Source organism: Flavobacterium lindanitolerans (assembly GCF_002846575.1).
In the GTDB taxonomy this organism is placed as follows: Bacteria; Bacteroidota; Bacteroidia; order Flavobacteriales; family Flavobacteriaceae; genus Flavobacterium; species Flavobacterium lindanitolerans.
Genome location: NZ_PJND01000007.1, coordinates 2098630 through 2118800, shown reverse-complemented (window position 1 = coordinate 2118800; position 20171 = coordinate 2098630). Strand labels below are relative to the sequence as shown.

Here is a 20171-nt window from a genome sequence, read left to right as displayed (position 1 = left end):
TACCAATACATTAAAATTTTGTTGTAAAATATCTACAAAAAAGACTTGCATAAACTAAAAACAGTGCTATATTTGCAACCGCAATAAGCAAGGCGGGGGGGATACTCAAGCGGCCAACGAGGACGGACTGTAAATCCGTTGGGAAACCTTCGCAGGTTCGAATCCTGCTCCCCCCACAACAAATACAAAACCTGTAAATTTAGATTTACAGGTTTTTTTGTTTTGTAGCAAATTTAAAATACTACCTGACTTAGTTCGCGCCAAAACAACATCAATCATCATCAACTAATATAGAGATGCAAAATCATTATACAATCAGGAAAGGAAGTTTAAACGACTTAGCTGAACTACAAAGATTGTTTGTTGAAACTATAACCACAGTTTGCACTGCAAACTATGACGAACAGCAAATCAAGGTATGGGCTTCAAGCGTTGATAACAAAAAACGCTGGCACGAAGTCATGACAAAACAATTTGTTATAGTTGCCCAATACGGAAATAAAATTACTGGCTTTGCTACACTAGATAACGGAAACTACCTCGATTTTTTATATGTTCATAAAGATCATCAACGGCAAGGCGTTGCACAGCTACTGCTCGATACAATTGAAGCCGAAGCAAAACGATTAAATCAAAACATTATAAGATCTGATATTAGCAAAACCGCAAAACCTTTTTTCGAAAGAAATGGATTTAAAACACTTAAAGAGCAGACAAACGTAAGACAAGGAATTGAAATCATAAATTATAAAATGACTAAACAACTATAGTCGTAAAACTATCTATGTTAACTGACACTTATAAAAAAGCCCGGAGAAATCCCCAGGCTTTTTTATTAATTTTTTCAGCTATTATTCCAAAGAGAAGCTTATTGTTACGTTGGCCGTAATTTCTATTTCTCCAATTGCCAAAGTTTCTCTTGACATTGCATCACCGGCAGCTTCTGCTTTCATTGCATACATTACCGGAACCGGATAGTGTGTTTGAGAGTTGTCAGAAACCATGATAGCCTTACCTACTTTCTGGTTCAATGCAGAGGCATAATCCATCGCTTTAGTTTTTGCATCGGCTACAGCTGCTCTTCTGGCTTCAGATTCAAGCTGTGCTACTTTTGTAGACTTGAATTCTACTCCATTAATGTTGTTGATTCCGGTATCAACCAATCCCATCATTAAAGTATCATACTTAGACAGGTCCTTAAGTGTCACCGTAATCTGTTGTGATGCTACAAAAGTGTTTTTCTTTTTGTTATAATCGTAGCTTTTGTGCAGGTACACCTGTTTTGTCTGGTAGTCTGATGCAGGCAATTTAAAGCCTTTTAAGTATTTGATTACTGCATCAACTGTTGCATCATTTTTCTTTTTAACTTCTGCTGCATCAGCCCCTGTGTTTTCAACACCAATCGAAATGATAGCATAGTCTGGTGTTACTTTAATTTTTCCTTCCCCAGAAACGTTAATCTGTGGAACTTGCTTAATTTCTTGCGCCTGTGCGGCTGTTGCGAAAATGGTCATCAGGATAAAAATTGTTTTTTTCATAGTGTTTGTATTTATTTTTTTTTGAGTATTTCCAAATTACGTGCCAATATCAGAATTGCCTTCTTTTTTTGGTCATGTTTTTTGCAAAACCAGTATAAAAATACAGGTTTTTTAAATAAATAACTAATTATTTTTAACACTAAAATACTGAAAGCTAAGCCTTATAAATTACAGGCCGCTGTAAAAAACATTTTTTTAAAAATTACAATTTTCCTGTCTTAGCCATGATAAAAAGTATGACAATAGGAACAGCAAGTATGATTACCGTAAAAGTGTTTTCGGAAATAATAACAGGCGCACGTGACAGAGTAATGATATAGCCACCAATAGCCCCTCCAAAATGTGCCGTATGCCCAATATTATCACTTTTGGATTTCATTCCGTAAATCGAATATAAAAGATAGATAATTCCAAAAATATAACCCGGCATAAAATAAATTTCTAACGCGGGCTGTACCAGAATAGCAGCATAAACCACTCCTATTACCGCTCCTGATGCTCCCACTGCCCTGTAGCTATAATCATTTTTATGTAAAGCCATAGTCAACAGATTACCTAAAATAAGACTTCCGGCATAAATCATAAGGAAAGTAAACGAACCCAATCCTGCAATTACATAAGGAGCAAACAAATAAAGCGTCAGCATATTAAATGCCAGATGCGCAATATCTACATGAAGAAATCCTGAAGAAAACATACGAATCTGTTCACCGGCACGAATGCTGCCTACATGGAATTCGTATTTTCTGAAAAAAGACAAATCGTTGAATCCTTTGAAACTAACAATCAAATTCATGGCAATAATAACGATAAGAAAAATATTCATAAGAGGTAATTTGAGCGTAAAAATACAAACCCTTTCCTTATCAATTGTAAAAGCACTATACTATTTAACAGCATTAGCCTTATATTTGCATAAAATATTCCTCGAATGCAGTTACTACTTTTTATTATTCTTTATCCGTTCTTGTGGCTGATGTCAATATTGCCTTTTAGAGTACTTTATTTTTTCTCTGATTGTGTTTATATTCTGGTTTATTACATTATCGGTTATAGAAAAAAGACGGTTAGGGAGAATCTTGATATTGCCCTTCCCCATCTTTCCAAACAGGAAAAACGCATTGTTGAAAAGAAATTCTACCATCATTTCTGCGATAATTTTGTCGAAATGATAAAAACAATGACCATTTCGGATTCGGAAATTGAAAAGCGTTTCAAGTTTACCAACCTCGAAGTATATCTTGAAATGGAAAAAAGAGGAAAAAGCATAGCCCTGTTCTGTTCTCATTACGGAAGTTATGAATGGCTGATTTCAATGAATCGAAAAATTACTTTTAAAGGCTATGCCATCTATAAAACAATTCGCAACAAATATTTTGACAAACTGGTAAGAAACATCCGTGCCAAATTCCATGCACATCTTATCGATACGAAAGAAACCATCAATGTTATCCATGAAAATCAAAAAAATGGTATAAAAGGCGTCTATGGCTTTGCCAGTGACCAATCTCCAAAAGCATCCAAAGCTTTTCATTGGGGAGATTTTTTTGGCGTAAGGGTACCTATGCATACAGGAGCCGAAATGATTGCCAAACGAATGGACCTGAATGTAATTTTTGTGGATGTGGTCAAAACCAAACGCGGTTATTATGAAGCCACTTTTGCCGAAATGGTGGACCATCCGAAAGAAATTCCAAACTACCAGATTTCTGATATGTTTCTTCGCATGGTAGAACAACAAATCTTAAAAGCTCCGGAATATTATCTGTGGACGCACAAACGTTGGAAATTCCGCGACAAATCTCCTAAATAGCGCTAAACCACTGTTTCACCAACTCTTTTTCGGGGTTTGAAGCATTTTTATGGGTAAACTCGTTGGAGTTTTTATGGTATTCATATTCGCTACCCCACTCCTCGTGGTTTTGGGCTACGGCTTTGATACTTTCACAGACAAACTGAATCTCTGCATTGGTAGTGGTAGGATGAATTGACATTCGAATCCATCCCGGTTTTCTAATCAGGTCACCTGCTGTAATAGAATTCGTCAGGTCGTGCGAAGTTTCTTCATCAACATGCAGTAAATAATGTCCGTAAGTTCCGGCACAACTGCAACCTCCTCGGGTCTGTATTCCGAATTTATCATTCAGCAGTTTTACTCCCAGATTGAAATGCAAACCGTCAATATAAAAGGAAATCACGCCCAATCTGTCTTTATGCTGGTCTGCCAAAATAGTGATATTGGGAATAGCGCCCAGTTCAGAAAAAACGTAATCGATTATTTCGTGTTCTCTTTTTAGTATGTTCTTCACACCCATCTTTTCTTTGAGCTGTATAGCCAAAGCGGTTTTGATGGCCTGAAGAAAACCCGGAGTACCACCATCTTCACGTTCCTCTATATTATCAAGATATTTATGTTCACCCCACGGGTTTGTCCACGATACAGTTCCACCACCCGGATGGTCCGGAATCATGTTTTTATACAGCTTTTTGTTGAAAATTAAAATTCCCGAAGTACCAGGTCCGCCGAGAAATTTATGCGGTGAAAAGAAGATAGCATCCAAATAGGCTTCCTTATCTTCCGGATGCATATTAATATCAACATACGGAGCCGAACAGGCAAAATCTACAAAACAGACACCATTGTTCTGATGCATCAGTTTTGCCACTTCATAATACGGCGTTCTGATACCTGTAACATTTGAGCAGGAAGTTATGGAAGCAATCTTTAGCGTATGGTCTTTGTATTTCTCCAAAAGCGCCTTAAAACTATCCATACAAAGTAATCCTTTTTCACAGGCCGGAATCACTTCTACTTTAGCAATAGTTTCCAGCCATGAAGTCTGGTTGGAGTGGTGCTCCATATGCGAAACAAAAACAACAGGTCGTTTTTCGTCCGGAATAGCAGTAAATTCGCGAAGGTTTTCCGGAATTTTCAAACCAAGGATTCTTTGGAATTTATTAATCACTCCCGTCATACCCGTCCCGTCTGCTATCAGTATATCATCTTCATTGGCATTAACATGCTTTTTAATAATATGTCGTGCTTCGTGATAGGCCATAGTCATTGCCGTTCCCGAAACCGTAGTTTCCGTATGCGTATTGGCTACAAACGGGCCAAAATCATTCATAAGCTTTTCCTCTATCGGGCGATAAAGGCGGCCACTCGCTGTCCAATCCGTATAAATGATTTTCTTTTTCCCAAAAGGAGAAATAAATTCCTGGTCAATCCCAATAATATTATTTCGGAATTGCTGGAAATACTGTTCAAGTTCGGTAGACATTTCAGTTGTGGTCATTATGCTATTTATTTGCTCCAAAGATACTATTTTTTGCCGATTCCAAATCAAATCAAAAAACAGAAATATCAAAAATTGTTATTTTTCACTATTAACAAAAACGCTAAATCCTTCCATAAAATTGGCTCTTTTATGATTTTTTTGATACAAAGTATTTTTTTCTTCGGGCTTCAATCCTAAAGCTATCTTTTTGTTAAAGAAACGGTTTTATTTCACTTTATATTTTACAGCCAAAATCTTCATTTTTAATCAATTTAAGTCAGAAAAAACAAGGATTCCTGCCTTTTCTGAACTATCTTTGTTAGGCTAAATTGAAACTCTTATGGATAATTTAGATGCTGCAAGAATGCAGATGGCATTTACCCTCATTTTCCATATTGTCTTTGCCTGTATTGGAATGGTAATGCCTTTCTTTATGGTGCTTTCACATTACAAATGGCTAAAGACAAGAAAACCTGTTTTTCTCAAACTGACAAAATCCTGGCAAAAAGGCGTCGCTATCTTCTTTGTGACGGGTGCCGTTTCGGGCACGGCCTTATCGTTTGAATTGGGATTATTATGGCCCGAATTCATGAAACACGCCGGGCCAATAATCGGAATGCCTTTCTCACTCGAAGGAGCCGCTTTTTTTGTAGAAGCACTGGCTCTGGGATTTTATCTGTACGGCTGGAACAAACTACCGGAAAAATTCCATTTGCTAACAGGAATCATTGTGGGGCTTTCCGGGGTTGCTTCCGGAATATTGGTGGTTTCGGCCAACAGCTGGATGAATGCTCCTTCCGGTTTTGATTATGTAAATGGTGAATTTCTCAATATCGACCCTTTAAAAGCTTTTCTTAATCCGGCATGGTTTACACAAGCCTTACACATGACATTGGCCGCCTTTGTCGCTACTTCTTTTGCTGTAGCGGGAATTCATGCCTGGCAGATTTATAAAAACAGAAACGTAGCACTACACCTGGAGGCTTTCAAAATAGCCATCGTTTTTGGAGCTGTCGCAGCACTGTTACAACCTTTGAGCGGTGACCTTTCTGCCAAAGACATTGCCCAAAGACAGCCGGTAAAGCTGGCGGCTATGGAAGCCCATTATGAAACCGAAAAAGGGGCACCACTCTATATTGGCGGGATTGTAGACGAAGAAGCCCAAACGGTTAGTTATAAACTTGAAATCCCGAAAGCACTTTCATTCTTGTCTTTTGGTGATTTTAATGCCGAGGTTAAAGGCCTGAACGACTTCCCAAAAGAAGACCATCCTCCGGTTGCTATCACCCATTACGCTTTTCAGGTTATGGTAGGACTTGGAACACTGCTCATGTTTTCGGGACTGCTTTATTTTATAAGCCTTAAAAAGAAAAAATGGCAAGCCTCCAAGAAGTACTGGCTGTTTTTTGCCTGTCTGGCGCCTGTCGGTTTTCTGGCTCTGGAAGCCGGATGGATTGTTACGGAAGTAGGGAGACAACCCTGGATTATCCATAATGTGATGCGTACCAAAGATGCGGTTACGCCAATGCCGGGAATGATTTATAGCTTTTACCTTTATGTAATCCTATATGCCGTCCTTTCCGTTGCGGTAACCTGGCTGATGATACGTCAGATTAAAGTACTCAATAACTCTGAAAATTAAAGATTATGCTATACGTTGTCTTATTCTTTACATTGTTTTCATTATTCCTTTATGCCTTGCTGGGTGGTGCTGATTTTGGTGCCGGAATATTGGAACTTTTTTCATCAAAAGACCACCGGGTCTCTATCAAGAAAAGGGTTTATAGCGTTATGGGCCCCGTCTGGGAAGCCAACCATATCTGGATTATTATCCTGATTGTAATTCTTTGGATTGCTTTTCCCGGATTTTACAACGTTATCATTATTTACCTCCACATTCCGCTGACCTTAATTTTACTGGGCATTACACTTCGCGGTGTTGCATTTGTTTTCCGCCATTATGATGCCGTAAAAGACAAATCACAGTTGTTATACGACCGCATGTTTGAATTTTCATGTCTTGTTACTCCAATTTTTCTGGGCATGACATACGGAGCTTTGATTAGCGGCAATATCGTTCTTCTTGAAAACACTCCTAATGCCGATTTTGTCTCCGTTTATATAAAACCATGGTTACAGCCGTTTCCTATCCTCACCGGATTTTTCTTCAGTGCGCTATGCGTATTCCTTTCTGCTACTTTCTTGATTGGAGAAGCGACAGAATATGAAAGGAGAATGTATATCCGTAAAGCAGGAATAGCTACGTGGATAGTGGTTATTTTAGGATTTGTGACACTTGCCGTAGCCTACTTTGAAGAAAATAAATTTGTTCTCGACGTACTCAAAAATTATTACGCCATTGGCGCAGTAGCAGTATCGGGATTGTTACTGGTTCCGCTTTGGAAAAGCATCCGAAAAGGGAAAATAGTATGGTGCCGGTTTTTAGCAGGACTTCAGGTATTGCTGATTCTTTCTGCCGCCGTAGGCGCCCATTTCCCTAAACTTATCATTACCAAAACAGGACAAATCAGCTTACTGGACAATATGGCCCCGGAAAGTACGATAACCATCCTGGGCATTTCCCTTATCATTGGTGGACTGATAATTCTACCCGGACTTTTTCATTTGCTGAAATCCTTCAAGATGATTAAAATTCTTGAAAACGAAGAAAACTAAAAAAGGCCCACCCAAAGGCAGACCTTTTCAACTATCGACTATCGATTTTCCACTATCGACTTTCGACTTTTGACTATCAACTTTCGACTATCAACTAAAATATAAATTTAGTACTTAGGAAATTAGATTTATCCGAATTCACAATCTCATTAATGAGTTCCTTATTGGCATCATTCATTTTAAAAGCCACTAACGAACGGATAGAAAAAGAACGGATGGCATCCGGAATAGACAAAGTTCCCTCTGCACTGTCTTTTCTTCCCGTAAAAGGAAAAATATCGGGTCCACGTTGCGACTGGCTGTTGATATTGACACGGCTTACCTGATTGACTAACGGGTCGATAAGTGCCCCTACTTCAGAAGCATCCGTACTAAAAATACTTACCTGCTGTCCGTATTGAGCATCTATCAGATATTGGATTACTTCTTCGACATCATCAAAAGGAACCACCGGAATAATAGGCCCGAATTGTTCTTCGTGATAAAGCTTCATCTTTTCATTTACCGGATAAACCACGGCCGGATAGAAAAAGGACGCTTTTGATACGCCTCCATTTTCATTGACTACCTTGGCACCATGTTCTTCAGCATCCTTAATGCAATCATTTAGATAATCTATTTTATAAGGTTCAGGTAGTGGTGTTAAAGATACTCCTTCTTCCCATGGGAGGCCAAATTTCAAATTGCTCACCGCTTTGCTGAATTCACTTAAAAACTGGTCAGCTATACTGCGATGAACCCATACTATTTTCAAAGCCGTGCAACGCTGTCCGTTAAATGATAATGAACCCGTAATGGTTTCTTTAACAGCTAAACCAATATCCGCTTTTGAAGTAATGATTGAAGCATTTTTTGCATCCAATCCCAATACGGCACGAAGACGGTTTACTTTTGGGTGCTGCTTTTTCAACTCATTGGCTACTTTGCTGGAACCTATGAGCGTCAGTACATTAATTTTCCCTGAATGCATTAATCCCGGAATAATATCACTGCCTCTGCCATAAATGACATTGATGACACCTTTTGGAAAACTTTCCTGAAAAGCTTCCTGCAAAGGATAATGCAGCAGGGTTCCAAATTTGGGTGGTTTAAAGAGAATAGTATTTCCCATTATCAGTGCAGGAATCAATGTTGTAAAAGTTTCATTTAACGGATAATTAAATGGTCCCATACAAAGTACTACTCCAAGTGGTGAACGACGAATCTGCGCGGCTATACCTTCGGCAATTTCAAAGCGTGAAGAATCCCTGTCCAGGTTTTTTAGCGAATCGATTGTGGCATAAATATACTCCACCGTCCTGTCAAACTCTTTTACAGAATCAGCATAGGATTTTCCAATTTCCCACATAATGAGCCTGACTACCATTTCCTTTTTAGCAATCATCCTGCCCGTAAACTGCTCCACATGATGTATTCTTTCAGATACGCTCATGGTTGGCCACTCTCCTCTCCCATCATTATAAGCCTCTACAGCGGCATCAAGCGATGCCTGTGCTTCTTTTGGGGTTCCAACCGGATAGCTCCCTATCAGTTTTGGCTGCAACCCGCTGGCTGTTTTTATATAAACAGGCGAATAGACTTCATGGACTTCTCCGTTCCATTTTTTCATTTCACCATTGCTCAGGTATTCTTTTTGGTGGATTTCCCCGATTCGGAACTGTTCCGGAATAGCACTTTCTTCAACAAAAAGCCTCTCCAGAGATTCCTCAAAAGGTATTTTATTATTATCCATAAATTCTAATTTAAAGGAATTAATGATACGTTTTACTTTACGTAAATATAATCAGATTTAACGAGAAGAAAGTTTAGGCTTATATTATAATTTGTTATAATCCTATAGAAATTCTCAGTTGCAATTAACAAAGGCATAATTCTGTATGCTAATACAGCCTCACTTTTTATTTTCTCCAAAACACATTTAGTATATTTGTATGAACTACAGACAGAAACGCGATGAATTTTAATTCCATAGCGCCAACATTACAGCTATCGGCATTTGTAAAACATATTGAGGTAATTACCTCTGGCGCTTCCCTGCAGTCTGAAAGTTACCTGCGTTTTTTTGCAGACGGCTGTCCGGGTATTCTATTCAGCCAATCCAATCATGGCTTTTTTACGGATTCCTGTAACGAAAAACTTTCCAGCTTTTATCTTTACGGACAGACCATAAAACCAATTAATCTTTTTTCTTTCGGACAATTTACCAAAATTATCTTTTACCTAAAACCGCATGTATTGGGTTCTCTTTTTAGAATCAATGCGAGCGAAATTACAGATACCTGCCTGGATATATCATTGCTACAGCCAAAGGAAACGCCCATTTTGCTGGAAAAATTATCCGAAGCCGCTTCTGTCGAAAATCAAATCAGGCTTATTTCCGATTTTCTTCTAACGATTGCTTCAAAAGACAACTCCGACCTCATATTGCAGCAGGCCACAGAAACCATTATCCGTTACAACGGTGAGGTTATCCTGACCGATTTGCATAAAAAATTCAGTCTGTCAGAACGCACATTTGAAAGACGATTCGAAAACTCCATTGGCATATCTCCCCGCCTTTTTGCAAGAGTCTGCCGGTTTCGTTCCGCTCTGACACAGCTGCATACATATGATTATACCAAACTTTCTGACATTGCCTATGAAAATGGCTTTTCAGACCAGTCACATTTCATACGCACTTTTAAAGAATTTACCGGCGTGACCCCAAAACTGTATCTGTCAGAATTTGAAAATAATTTTGCAGCACAACCCATTGTGTCGGTTTGATTCTATTTTCTTTCTGTTTTTCCAGGCAACTTTGCTGAAAAAAACATGAAAACATTTCTATACATTGGCCTTCTGACCGCAAGCATTCACCAGACTAAAGCGCAAAATAATACCGCCGAAGGCAAATCTATTTTTGAGCACAAATGCCAAAGATGCCATGGAAGTGATGGCACAAAAGGGCTTTTTGGAGCAAAAAATCTGCAACTAAGCCGTTTGGAAAATACTGAACTTATTTTGGTAATCTCTAAAGGCAGGAGAGGCATGCCCCGTTGGGAAAAGAGACTATCGCAAACAGAAATTGAATCTGTGGCAACCTATATAAAATCATTACGAAAATAAAACCACTAATCATGAAAAAAACAACTATGGCAACACTGACACTCATTATTTCAACCCTGATGCTGGCCCTGATAGCAGGGTTATTTTACAGCTACTCCTGCTCTGTAAATCCCGGACTAAAACAACTGGATGATTCCGGTTATCTTGCAGCAATGCAGTCCATCAACAGGGCCATATTAAATCCTTTGTTCTTTTTGAGCTTTATGGGAACATTACTGTTTTTTCCCGTGAGCCTTTTCTTCAATTTTACCACATGGGATTCACCAAAATTCCTGCTTTTGCTTGCCGCTTTTGTACTTTATGCCTGCGGTACTTTTGGTGTCACCATTTTTGGAAATGTGCCCTTGAATGAAGCACTCGACGCTTTCCCCTTAAAAACCGCAACACTTGAAGAAATCAGCAGGGCCCGTAGAGATTTTGAAATTCCCTGGAATAATCTTCACAGCATCCGTACCGTTGCTTCTGTAATTTCTTTACTTTTGGTAATCATAAGTATCACGTTACCTTTAAAGGCTACAGAATTAATCACACCATAAAATAACCCTTTTGCATGAGCGCCCTCAAAGACATTTACTCACCTGTTTTTTACGACCGGCTAGCCAATATTTTACAACAAACTGTTCCTTCTTTTGATAAGAAAACTTTCGTTGCTCAAATCTTTGACGATTCATTTTCGCAAAAAGAATTGAAAGACAGAATGCGCCATACGACAAAAGTACTGCGCAATTTTATGCCCGATGATTTTGGAGCAGCTTCCGGCATTTTAGAAAAGACAATCCATCTTCTCCGCGAAAACCAACATGGAGAAGACAGTCTTGCCTATATCTTTTTTCCGGATTATATTGAAACCTATGGCCTGGATGATTATAGTAACGCCGTAAAATCAATCGAGTTTGTAACACAATTTATATCCTGCGAATTTGCCGTAAGGCCATTTATTGTCAGATATGGCAACCAGATGATTGAACAGATGGAAAAATGGTCATTACACAAAAGTCATAAGGTAAGGAGATTGGCGAGCGAAGGAAGCCGTCCAAGGCTACCGTGGGCTATGGCATTACCGGAATTAAAAAAAGACCCGACAGCTATATTGCCAATTTTAGAAAACCTGAAAAACGACCCGTCAGAATATGTTCGTCGCAGTGTCGCTAACAACCTTAATGATATTGCAAAAGACCACCCGCATATCATATTGTCTATTGCCCGGCAATGGAAAGGACACAGCAAAGAAACCGATGCTATTATTAAACACGGCAGCCGGACATTACTCAAGCAAGGACATCCCGAAATACTAAGCCATTACGGACTTGACAGCAAAGGTTTGGAGACTTCCGGTTTTCATATTAACACGCCACAAATAAAGTTACCCCAAAGTCTTGAGTTTGAATTTACAGTTAACAATACCAATAAGGAACCAAAACACATCCGTCTGGAATATGCCGTTTATTACAACAAAGCAAACGGACAGTTATCTAAAAAAGTTTTTAAGATAAGCGAAAGGACTTATTTTGCCGGACAAAAAGAAACCATCAAAAGAAAGCAATCATTCAAACCTATTACGACACGTAAATTTTATCCAGGCCTGCACAAGCTTTCCATCATTGTAAACGGAGAAGAAAGCAATCCGGAACTATTTCATCTTCTTGGCTAAAAAAAATTTTATTATATTTCTTAAAGACCCTTACATGGGTCTTTTTTATTTGTATAATTTTTCGCATTAAAAGATTGTAAATCACAAAAAAATCACCAAATGTGAATTATCATTTCATCAGCAAAATCAACATAAAAAGCAATATTCATTTGTTAATTATTTATTTAATAATAAATCTTCAATAATTTTTATTTAAATTTGAAATACCTCAAATCATATTGCTATGACGACAATTACTAAAACCATTGCGATGGTGCTTTTCCTATTGGTAAGCATGACCGGATATTCGCAAATTGGGATTGGCACTACCACACCAGAACCAACAGCCGCACTTCATGTAGAATCTACCACACAGGGATTCGTAACTCCAAGAATGACAACCGCCCAAAGGACAGCGATTACAACTCCTGCCAATGGAATGATTGTTTATGACACTACTTTGGCATCTTTTTATTTCTACGACACTCCAACAACTTCCTGGATAAAAATCAACAATGGCAAAGACGGAAGACTGAAATACAAACTTATCAGGTCGACAGACGTGCTGGCTACTGTACTCGCAGCTGAAAAAACAGCGGGTTCAAATACAAAATACCTGCTGGACGCTGCAACCTTATATGAAATTAACGGAACAATTAACGTAGACCTTCCTATAGAACTGAATAATGCTTATATTACCGGGGAAGATTCATCCGAAGACAAGCTTGTTAGAGCAACAGGCGACCTCTTTACAGGAACAACTGGAGGTTCAATGCGCGTATTGACGCTGCAGGCAACAGCTGGGAACGTATTTAATATTACCGGAACGGGCTCCATAGGAGGTGGTACACAAACTCAAAGTATGATTATAAGAGATTGTATCATAAGCTCATCCGCAAATGTAGGAAAATTGGAAAACTTTGCACTGGTATTTACCAGTATCGTACAATATGTCAACAATACTACCGGTATTATTTATAAAGACATCAGCCGTTTACTGATAAGCAATGTCGGGTGGTTTTCAAATAACTCCGGAACCTATGAAACCTTGCAGGGCACTTTCGGGTTGGTTACCAAACAAGGCGGTTTTAGTGAAGTAACCGGAACAAAAATAGGGCTTGACGTTTCTGCCAATCCAACTATCACTGGCGATGCCGTAATGGAAACCGTCGTTTTTACCGGAACGCTTACAACGGGAAAATATATTAATCCTTATACGGTGGGAAGTTATACCGGTTTTAATTTCAACAATAATTGGTCGGTACGTTGCACAGGCATTCCTAATGAAGGTGATTCGCAATCCAGTGGAACCGTTTATCTCGACAGAACCGGAACAGCCCAAAGCCAAACTCCGGTAGGAACACTTGCTGCCAATGTTAAACTCACTATTGCTGCGGGACTTAGTTCTAATCTTTACAGGACAACCTCAGCTCAAACCAACCGTATTACCTACTCCGGCAAGAAAGGAAGGGTATTTCAGGTAAACTGTTCCATATCTTTTGGAAATGTCTCCGGTGTAAACAATACTGAATATGCGTTTTTTATCATGAGAATACCGGCCGCCGGTGGAACCGATCCGCAAGTAGCCACAGAAACCATAATCGATACCAATGCAGGTTATATACAGTCTTTTCCCGTACAAGGCTCTGTCTATCTTAACACAGGCGACTCTGTAGAATTATGGATAAGAAGACTCAACCAGGGTACCGGTACCACAGCACAAAGCTTTCTGGTTCGATCATTCAACATGAGTGTTAAATAACCCAAATCTAAAAATCATGAAAAAGCTCCTATACTTACTACCGTTACTGTTATCATCTGCAGTTCAGGCACAGCTCTATGTCAGTACAAACAGTTACATGTATGCTAAAGACCAGGTTCTGTATGTAAAACAAGACATTAATCTGCAAAATAATGGGAATATCTATCTGAGAAACGAATCGCAGTTATTGCAAGGAACAACAACAGCTTCTGCAAACAAAGGACTCGGTAAAGTTTCTGTTTTTCAGGAAGGAACTTCAGATAATTTCGACTATAACTATTGGTGCTCACCTGTTGGCAATGCCTCGGCTGCTTCAGGAAATGAAAATTTCGGAATTTCAATGATTCACAGGCCAACAACTTCAACGGCCAGTACTCCGGCAACAATACTTCCATCTAGTAATTCTAACGGCACGGCCAATCCATTGGCTATATCGTCCCGATGGATTTATAAGTTCCTCTCTTCCATTTCCTATTCGCAATGGATATATGTTGGCGGCGCTTCTACCCTCGCTCCCGGCGAAGGATTCTCCATGAAAGGAACTTCGGGTAGCGACCCGATTATAGTCGAAGCTAATGGCATACAAAACAATCCGGGAGGAACCGGCGCGCAACGTTACGATTTCAGGGGCAAACCGAATGACGGAAATATATCGGTAACTGTTGCAACAAATAACCTGACACTCACCGGAAATCCTTATCCGTCAGCCCTAAATGTAAATGCATTTCTTCTGGACGCAACAAACAATGCCGCCACAGGAATTGCCTATTACTGGGAACAGGACAAAACTGTCAATTCACACAACGTAGGACTCTATAAAGGCGGTTATGGTGCTTATTCCCCTATCAGTCTTGGTTCAAACGGCGTATATGTACCCGCTACTTTTAATTCCTATAACTCTGATGGTTCACTGAATGGTGTTGGAACATCTTCCGGTTTGGTCATAGAAAGAAAATATGCTCCTGTTGGGCAAGGATTTATGATTAAGGGAGCTTCTAACGGTACTGTAACCCTAAAAAATTCACATCGTTCCTATTATAAAGAAAGCGGACCGCTGTCACAGTTTGAGCGCCCTGACAAACCGAAGATTTCAAAAAACAGTAACGAAACAACAAATTCAGGTGAGACAAATGCAACGGAAAGTGAAACAACAATTACTGAAGCACAGTTCAAACTCAACATTATCCTGAATAACGAATTTACCCGACAAATTGCCCTGGTATTTCTTCCTGAAGCTACAGACGGTGTCGACATTGGTATTGATGCTTTAAGCATCGCTCCGGACGAATTGCCCAGTGACGCTTATTTCTTTCTTGACAATAATAAATATGTAATTCAGGGAATAAGCTTTGATGTGGGTAAAAGAATTCCTGTGGGAGTAAAAGCAACCAACAATGCATCCATCAAATTTTATGTGCCGGAAGTAACCAGTTTTGATCCGGATCAGATGATTTATATTTATGATGCGGCTGATGGTTCTTATCACGACATAAAAAACAGCAGTTATCAGGTAAACCTGCCAACCGGAATTTATAACGACCGGTTCTTCGTTACTTTTGTTAATTCTGTTTTAGGTGTAGGTGAAGTTACCAAAAGCAATTTTGGCATCACACAAAACAATACAAATCAAACCCTTATACTGCAAAATCCAAATTTAGCAGACATCCGTTCTGTCATCTTATTTGACATTACGGGCAAAAGTATTTTCAAGAAAAACAATCTGGGAATTAATGACAAATACTCGTTTTCAACAAGCGGATTAAGCAAAGGAGTCTATATAATCGATCTGGTGACCTCAGACAACCAGAAATTCAGCCAGAAAATAATCATCAACAATCATAAAGAATAAGCCTTTTTTAAAGGCTTTTCTTTTTTAATACATTTTTTTCATAGTTTAGAACTCAATAAATCATCATCAAAAATTATGAAATTAAAATTATTTGCGGTCTTCTTCATCACTTGCCCGCTTACCACATTTGGACAAGACATCGTCTACAAAGACATTGCGCAACAATTGTTATCAATTGATGAATCAGACCAGAAATACCGAAACCAGATTGACGAAACAATCAGCCGTTTTGGAAACAACTCAAAAGAGGCAAAGGAACTTTTCAAAAACATGAAAACTACTGACTCACTGAATCTGATTCAGGTTGAAAAAATACTCAGCAAATACGGTTGGCTGGGTGCTGACAAAATTGGCAGCCAGGCCAATACCACACTGTTTATGGTGATACAGCATGCTGATTTACCGGCACAGCTAAAATACCTTCCCGTAATGAGAACCGCCGTAAAACAAGGAAATGCAAAAGCCGCATCGCTGGCATTACTCGAAGACCGTGCCGCTTTAAAACAAGGAAAAAAACAGATTTACGGCAGCCAGGTTAGCTGGAATATGGAAACCAATGTCAGTTTTGTAGCTCCGCTCGAAGATCCGGACAATGTAGACAAACGCAGGGCTGCAGTAGGACTTCCAACACTAGCCGATTATCTGTTGGAAATTGGGCTGGACTGGAATGTCGAGCAATACAAAAAAGAACTGCCCGAACTTGAAAAAACTTTCTTTAAAAAGAAATAGCAGTCATTAGACCTACTTGCAGAGCAAACTGCCTCTAAAGTACTTTTCTTTAATCATCTGCCCTATTTTTTCTTAACTTCGTTTGCATTAACAATCATCAATCATCAAACTAATGAAATCAAAATTATTCCTGCTTTTGCTATTAACCTGTTTCTATGCTTTTGGACAAGATTACCGTTCCACAATTGCCCAAGCCGAACAACTCTACAACATTAAAAACTATGCAAAATCAACCTCTAAATATAAGGAGGCCTTTACAATTGAACAGAAAAACAGTAATGATTATTACAATGCAGCCTGCTCAGCTGCACTTTCGGGTAAAAAGGATTTGGCTTTTGAATGGCTGAATCAGGCTCTCAAAAATGGCTGGACCAACTTACAGCACATGAAATCAGATACCGATCTGAAAACGCTTCATACCGATAAAAAATGGGATAAACTTATAGCTGCAATACAGCAAGAAATAGATAAAGGAGCAGTAGGCATAGATAAGCCGCTTCAGGCAGAATTGATTGCTATTTATAATGATGACCAAACAATACGCCAACATTATATGACCGCACTAAAAGAATTTGGCAACCAAAGCAAACAGGCTGACAGTATAGCTAAAATTATGGGATATAAAGACAGCATTAACCTTATTAAAGTAAAAGACATTTTGGACAAAAGAGGCTGGGTTGGTCCGAATAAAGTAGGCGCTCAGGCAAATATGACATTGTTTCTTGTAATACAGCATTCAGATTTAGAAACACAGCAAAAATACCTTCCTATGATGCGGGAAGCAGTCAAAAATAAAAACGCCCAAAGTAGCGCGCTTGCTCTTTTGGAAGACAGGGTTGCTTTAGGAGAGGGAAAAAAACAGATTTACGGCAGTCAGATTGGATACGACAGTAAAACCACAAAAAACTATGTACTGCCACTGGAAGATCCTGACAATGTGGACCACCGAAGAGAAGAGGTTGGACTGGGACCAATTTCTGAATATGTAAAGACCTGGGACATAGTCTGGAATGTAGAAGAGTATAAACTAATGCTTTCCGAAATAGAAAAACAAAAGAAAAAAACGAACTAACATACTATGATCAGACATTCCGGACATCTATCCTGACTTTAGGGATCTGTTTCTCTGTATTTTCTATTTCAGAATAAATTTTAATGGGATTATCTAACACAATTACTACCCTATTAGCCAGGTCACAATTGGTCCTGACAGAAAATAAATAAACATGAAACATTTCTTTCTTCTGGTTCTCTCAGTAATTGTATTCATATCGTGTAAAAATACACCTGAAAACAACATTAAAGAAATAGCTAGCAGCTATAATAAAAAAGGAGCTTTCAATGGTGCGCTTTTAGTTGCCAAAAATGGAAAGATCCTTTACGACACTGTTTTAGGCTATAGCAATTTCAAGACAAAAGAGCCTTTAAACAGTAATACTGCTTTTTATATCGCTTCGCTTGCCAAGCCATTTACAGCTTTGGCTATTATGCAATTGAAAGAGCAGAAAAAATTATCATACGATAATCCAATTTCACTATATATCCCAAATATCCCGGAGTTTACACAAAAAGTTACCATACGCCAATTACTCAATCATACAGCAGGAATTCCCGATTATGAAAAGGAAATGCCTAATGTAAAAAATCTTATGAATGAGCAGGTTATGCAATGGCTTGCTACAAAAAACAGCCTGAACTTTTCGCCTGGTGAAAAATTCGAGTACAGTAATACCGGCTACATTATTTTAGCCGCAATTATTGAAAAAATAAGCGGTAAATCATATGCCGGTTTTTGCAAGGAAGCCATTTTCAAGCCTTTAAATTTAAATCGGACTATTGTCTACGATACTACAAAACCCACAATTACAAACAGAGCCATTGGTTACAACAAAAACAAAGAACCCGACGATTATTCGATTTTAACTACTGGCGATGGGAGTATTTTCTCAACGACAAAAGATTTGTTTATATGGGAACAGGCTCTTTATGGGCAAAAGCTGCTTAGCAGAAAAGAAATGGAAAATGCCTATAAAACCGCAACGCTAAATGATGGAAGCATTTCTAATTATGGTTTTGGCTGGAATATAAAAGAAGAAAATGGTCAGAAAATCGTAAGCCATACCGGTGGATTAAATGGTTATAGAGCCTGTATTTGGAGAAATCTCCACGAAAAAACCGTTGTAATCGTACTAACAAACCAGGGCGACGCTTTTCCTTTACAGGAATTTATGGAAGCAATTGAAAAAGAACTTTAATCGCATGTTTCAATTACATAACCTTTTACACGAATGATATAACACATAAAACATCTATAGCTGCTAACTTTGATAAAAAACATAACGCCATGGAAAATCGGGAAAAAAATCGAAAGGATACAACTGGCGAAAAATACATTCACGTTTCAGAAATCCCAGTCCAAAAGTTGGATAAAGATGCCAACTTTAAGGATGATAAGAATAATCCAGTAACTAATCCAGGCCTAAAAGAAGTCCGGCAGCCAAAGGCTGAAAACAATGAAACCATGGGAATACCATAAACAAATTTGAGTTTAGTTAGGGGCGGAAGTAGTACTTCCGCCTTTTTTTATAGCCACTTCTTTCTTCTAAACCAGATAAAAATAATGACCGATACAATTACCATAGCCAGCAAAGCAAGCGGATAGCCCCATTTCTCATCCAGCTCGGGCATGAACTTGAAATTCATCCCATAAATACCGGCGATAAAAGTCAGTGGCATAAAAAAGACCGAAAATATGGTGAGAATCTTCATCACATCATTTGTTTTTCTGGCTGACAGCGACAAGTAGATATTCAGCAAATTGTTGGCATCATCCTGAACCTGGCCGTACAGGGTTAGTAATTTCAGATGGAGGTCCCGAACATCCTGTAAGGCAGGCAAATCTTTCTCCTCCACCTTAACCGAATTAACAACTTCGTTGGTAAGTAGCAATAATTTTTTACAAAGCCCTGCTTTTCTTTTCAGATAATACATTCCTTCAATCATATCTGCCGGAATATTTTTTTTCAGAAAAACTTTCGATTCATAATAATCAATCTTATCCGAAAGTTTTATAGCCGGAAGCTCATAAGAATGCAGCATTTCCCAAATAATCTTTATGGCCATTCCTCCTGTTGTTTCCAGTTTTCCGTTCTTTATACAATTTTTGCGTATTTCCTGCATGATGGGCTGCGCGGTCCTGTGAATGGTAATAATAAAATCCGAATTGTAAAAAACAGCTATTTTACTACTTAGTTCCCTCACCGTTTGCTCATGTTCATGAGAATGTTGCAGAATTCTGACAATAAAAAAATGTGTCTTGTTATGCTCTTCATATTTGGGAAGGTGGTCCGGATCCAGACTATCAATCAACGTATAGGAGCTCAAATTATATGTTTTACTGACTTTCTCAAGCTCTTCTTTGGTCGGATTGGTAATATCGGTCCAAACAATAGCACTATCTGAAAAATTACAGGTTTCTATAGCCATAGCATCATTATTTTCATTTCTATCAAATTTAAGCGAATATTTCACAAGGTGTTCTGAAAGAATAGCAAAATTTTCACGATTTAAGCACCAATATTTTAAGATTTCATTAACTTTGTTA

At 38.6% G+C, this 20171-nt stretch carries 19 protein-coding genes and 1 tRNA gene; 15 read left to right on the top strand and 5 right to left on the bottom strand.

The features are described 5' to 3' along the window. Positions 1-95: 95 nt before the first annotated feature. Both B0G92_RS09445 and B0G92_RS09440 read left to right on the top strand, forming a co-directional pair. Positions 96-176: transfer RNA gene (locus B0G92_RS09445), tRNA-Tyr, on the top strand. Positions 177-296: 120 nt separating this feature from the next. Beyond that, on the top strand, positions 297-770 hold the full coding sequence (locus B0G92_RS09440) for a GNAT family N-acetyltransferase (RefSeq protein WP_101471915.1): 474 nt from the start codon (positions 297-299) through the stop codon (positions 768-770). Between the two features lie 81 nt (positions 771-851). Here the strand turns inward: B0G92_RS09440 and B0G92_RS09435 are convergent, their stop codons facing one another. Together B0G92_RS09435 and B0G92_RS09430 are read right to left on the bottom strand one after the other, a co-directional pair. Next, entirely contained in the window at positions 852-1538 is a 687-nt protein-coding gene (locus B0G92_RS09435) for an SIMPL domain-containing protein (protein ID WP_056071473.1), read from the bottom strand. Between the two features lie 202 nt (positions 1539-1740). Then, entirely contained in the window at positions 1741-2364 is a 624-nt protein-coding gene (locus B0G92_RS09430; protein WP_101471914.1) for a rhomboid family intramembrane serine protease, read from the bottom strand. Between the two features lie 105 nt (positions 2365-2469). Between B0G92_RS09430 and B0G92_RS09425 the strand changes: the two genes are divergently transcribed. Beyond that, positions 2470-3351: a lysophospholipid acyltransferase family protein gene (locus B0G92_RS09425; RefSeq protein ID WP_101471913.1), complete on the top strand. Its 882-nt coding sequence runs from the start codon at positions 2470-2472 to the stop codon at positions 3349-3351. Here the strand turns inward: B0G92_RS09425 and B0G92_RS09420 are convergent. Beyond that, positions 3344-4834 (bottom strand): aminotransferase class V-fold PLP-dependent enzyme, encoded by a 1491-nt coding sequence (locus tag B0G92_RS09420; protein WP_101471912.1) that lies wholly within the window; start codon positions 4832-4834, stop codon positions 3344-3346. The two genes, B0G92_RS09425 and B0G92_RS09420, sit on opposite strands and share 8 nt — an antisense overlap. A gap of 322 nt (positions 4835-5156) precedes the next feature. Between B0G92_RS09420 and B0G92_RS09415 the strand changes: the two genes are divergently transcribed. Together B0G92_RS09415 and B0G92_RS09410 are read left to right on the top strand one after the other, a co-directional pair. After that, on the top strand, positions 5157-6458 hold the full coding sequence (locus tag B0G92_RS09415; protein ID WP_101471911.1) for a cytochrome ubiquinol oxidase subunit I: 1302 nt from the start codon (positions 5157-5159) through the stop codon (positions 6456-6458). 5 nt (positions 6459-6463) lie between these two features. After that, entirely contained in the window at positions 6464-7492 is a 1029-nt protein-coding gene (locus B0G92_RS09410) for a cytochrome d ubiquinol oxidase subunit II (RefSeq protein WP_101471910.1), read from the top strand. Positions 7493-7586: 94 nt separating this feature from the next. Here the strand turns inward: B0G92_RS09410 and B0G92_RS09405 are convergent, their stop codons facing one another. Then, positions 7587-9224 carry an NADP-dependent glyceraldehyde-3-phosphate dehydrogenase gene (locus tag B0G92_RS09405; RefSeq protein WP_218971851.1) on the bottom strand — a complete coding sequence of 546 codons (1638 nt, stop codon included), beginning with the start codon at positions 9222-9224 and terminating at the stop codon, positions 7587-7589. A gap of 221 nt (positions 9225-9445) precedes the next feature. Between B0G92_RS09405 and B0G92_RS09400 the strand changes: the two genes are divergently transcribed. The 10 genes from B0G92_RS09400 to B0G92_RS09355 all read left to right on the top strand — a co-directional run bounded on the left by B0G92_RS09400 (position 9446) and on the right by B0G92_RS09355 (position 19103). Next, positions 9446-10258: a response regulator transcription factor gene (locus tag B0G92_RS09400; RefSeq protein ID WP_101471909.1), complete on the top strand. Its 813-nt coding sequence runs from the start codon at positions 9446-9448 to the stop codon at positions 10256-10258. Between the two features lie 45 nt (positions 10259-10303). After that, positions 10304-10597, top strand: a complete 294-nt coding sequence (locus B0G92_RS09395; RefSeq protein ID WP_101471908.1) for a c-type cytochrome — start codon at positions 10304-10306, stop codon at positions 10595-10597. An 11-nt stretch (positions 10598-10608) separates the two neighbouring features. Next, positions 10609-11133, top strand: a complete 525-nt coding sequence (locus B0G92_RS09390; protein WP_101471907.1) for an anthrone oxygenase family protein — start codon at positions 10609-10611, stop codon at positions 11131-11133. Between the two features lie 14 nt (positions 11134-11147). Next, positions 11148-12248 (top strand): DNA alkylation repair protein, encoded by a 1101-nt coding sequence (locus B0G92_RS09385; RefSeq protein WP_101471906.1) that lies wholly within the window; start codon positions 11148-11150, stop codon positions 12246-12248. Between the two features lie 223 nt (positions 12249-12471). Further along, positions 12472-13989, top strand: a complete 1518-nt coding sequence (locus tag B0G92_RS09380) for a hypothetical protein (RefSeq protein WP_180326418.1) — start codon at positions 12472-12474, stop codon at positions 13987-13989. A 16-nt stretch (positions 13990-14005) separates the two neighbouring features. Further along, positions 14006-15838, top strand: coding sequence for a T9SS type A sorting domain-containing protein (locus B0G92_RS09375; protein WP_101472067.1), 1833 nt, complete (start codon positions 14006-14008; stop codon positions 15836-15838). Between the two features lie 75 nt (positions 15839-15913). Next, positions 15914-16567: a DUF6624 domain-containing protein gene (locus tag B0G92_RS09370; RefSeq protein ID WP_101471905.1), complete on the top strand. Its 654-nt coding sequence runs from the start codon at positions 15914-15916 to the stop codon at positions 16565-16567. 112 nt (positions 16568-16679) lie between these two features. Beyond that, positions 16680-17639: a DUF6624 domain-containing protein gene (locus B0G92_RS09365; protein ID WP_101471904.1), complete on the top strand. Its 960-nt coding sequence runs from the start codon at positions 16680-16682 to the stop codon at positions 17637-17639. Between the two features lie 154 nt (positions 17640-17793). Beyond that, on the top strand, positions 17794-18822 hold the full coding sequence (locus tag B0G92_RS09360) for a serine hydrolase domain-containing protein (protein WP_101471903.1): 1029 nt from the start codon (positions 17794-17796) through the stop codon (positions 18820-18822). A gap of 89 nt (positions 18823-18911) precedes the next feature. Beyond that, positions 18912-19103 (top strand): hypothetical protein, encoded by a 192-nt coding sequence (locus B0G92_RS09355; protein WP_056071122.1) that lies wholly within the window; start codon positions 18912-18914, stop codon positions 19101-19103. Positions 19104-19150: 47 nt separating this feature from the next. Here B0G92_RS09355 and B0G92_RS09350 read toward each other — a convergent pair whose 3' ends face one another. Next, positions 19151-20053, bottom strand: a complete 903-nt coding sequence (locus B0G92_RS09350; protein WP_147433812.1) for a magnesium transporter CorA family protein — start codon at positions 20051-20053, stop codon at positions 19151-19153. Positions 20054-20171 lie beyond the last annotated feature (118 nt).

Coding starts and splice junctions, on each gene's coding strand:
- B0G92_RS09440 (WP_101471915.1), top strand. CDS start 297: ATGCAAAATCATTATACAATCAGGAAAGGAAGTTTAAACGACTTAGCT.
- B0G92_RS09435 (WP_056071473.1), bottom strand. CDS start 1,538: ATGAAAAAAACAATTTTTATCCTGATGACCATTTTCGCAACAGCCGCA.
- B0G92_RS09430 (WP_101471914.1), bottom strand. CDS start 2,364: ATGAATATTTTTCTTATCGTTATTATTGCCATGAATTTGATTGTTAGT.
- B0G92_RS09425 (WP_101471913.1), top strand. CDS start 2,470: ATGCAGTTACTACTTTTTATTATTCTTTATCCGTTCTTGTGGCTGATG.
- B0G92_RS09420 (WP_101471912.1), bottom strand. CDS start 4,834: ATGACCACAACTGAAATGTCTACCGAACTTGAACAGTATTTCCAGCAA.
- B0G92_RS09415 (WP_101471911.1), top strand. CDS start 5,157: ATGGATAATTTAGATGCTGCAAGAATGCAGATGGCATTTACCCTCATT.
- B0G92_RS09410 (WP_101471910.1), top strand. CDS start 6,464: ATGCTATACGTTGTCTTATTCTTTACATTGTTTTCATTATTCCTTTAT.
- B0G92_RS09405 (WP_218971851.1), bottom strand. CDS start 9,224: ATGGATAATAATAAAATACCTTTTGAGGAATCTCTGGAGAGGCTTTTT.
- B0G92_RS09400 (WP_101471909.1), top strand. CDS start 9,446: ATGAATTTTAATTCCATAGCGCCAACATTACAGCTATCGGCATTTGTA.
- B0G92_RS09395 (WP_101471908.1), top strand. CDS start 10,304: ATGAAAACATTTCTATACATTGGCCTTCTGACCGCAAGCATTCACCAG.
- B0G92_RS09390 (WP_101471907.1), top strand. CDS start 10,609: ATGAAAAAAACAACTATGGCAACACTGACACTCATTATTTCAACCCTG.
- B0G92_RS09385 (WP_101471906.1), top strand. CDS start 11,148: ATGAGCGCCCTCAAAGACATTTACTCACCTGTTTTTTACGACCGGCTA.
- B0G92_RS09380 (WP_180326418.1), top strand. CDS start 12,472: ATGACGACAATTACTAAAACCATTGCGATGGTGCTTTTCCTATTGGTA.
- B0G92_RS09375 (WP_101472067.1), top strand. CDS start 14,006: ATGAAAAAGCTCCTATACTTACTACCGTTACTGTTATCATCTGCAGTT.
- B0G92_RS09370 (WP_101471905.1), top strand. CDS start 15,914: ATGAAATTAAAATTATTTGCGGTCTTCTTCATCACTTGCCCGCTTACC.
- B0G92_RS09365 (WP_101471904.1), top strand. CDS start 16,680: ATGAAATCAAAATTATTCCTGCTTTTGCTATTAACCTGTTTCTATGCT.
- B0G92_RS09360 (WP_101471903.1), top strand. CDS start 17,794: ATGAAACATTTCTTTCTTCTGGTTCTCTCAGTAATTGTATTCATATCG.
- B0G92_RS09355 (WP_056071122.1), top strand. CDS start 18,912: ATGGAAAATCGGGAAAAAAATCGAAAGGATACAACTGGCGAAAAATAC.
- B0G92_RS09350 (WP_147433812.1), bottom strand. CDS start 20,053: ATGGCTATAGAAACCTGTAATTTTTCAGATAGTGCTATTGTTTGGACC.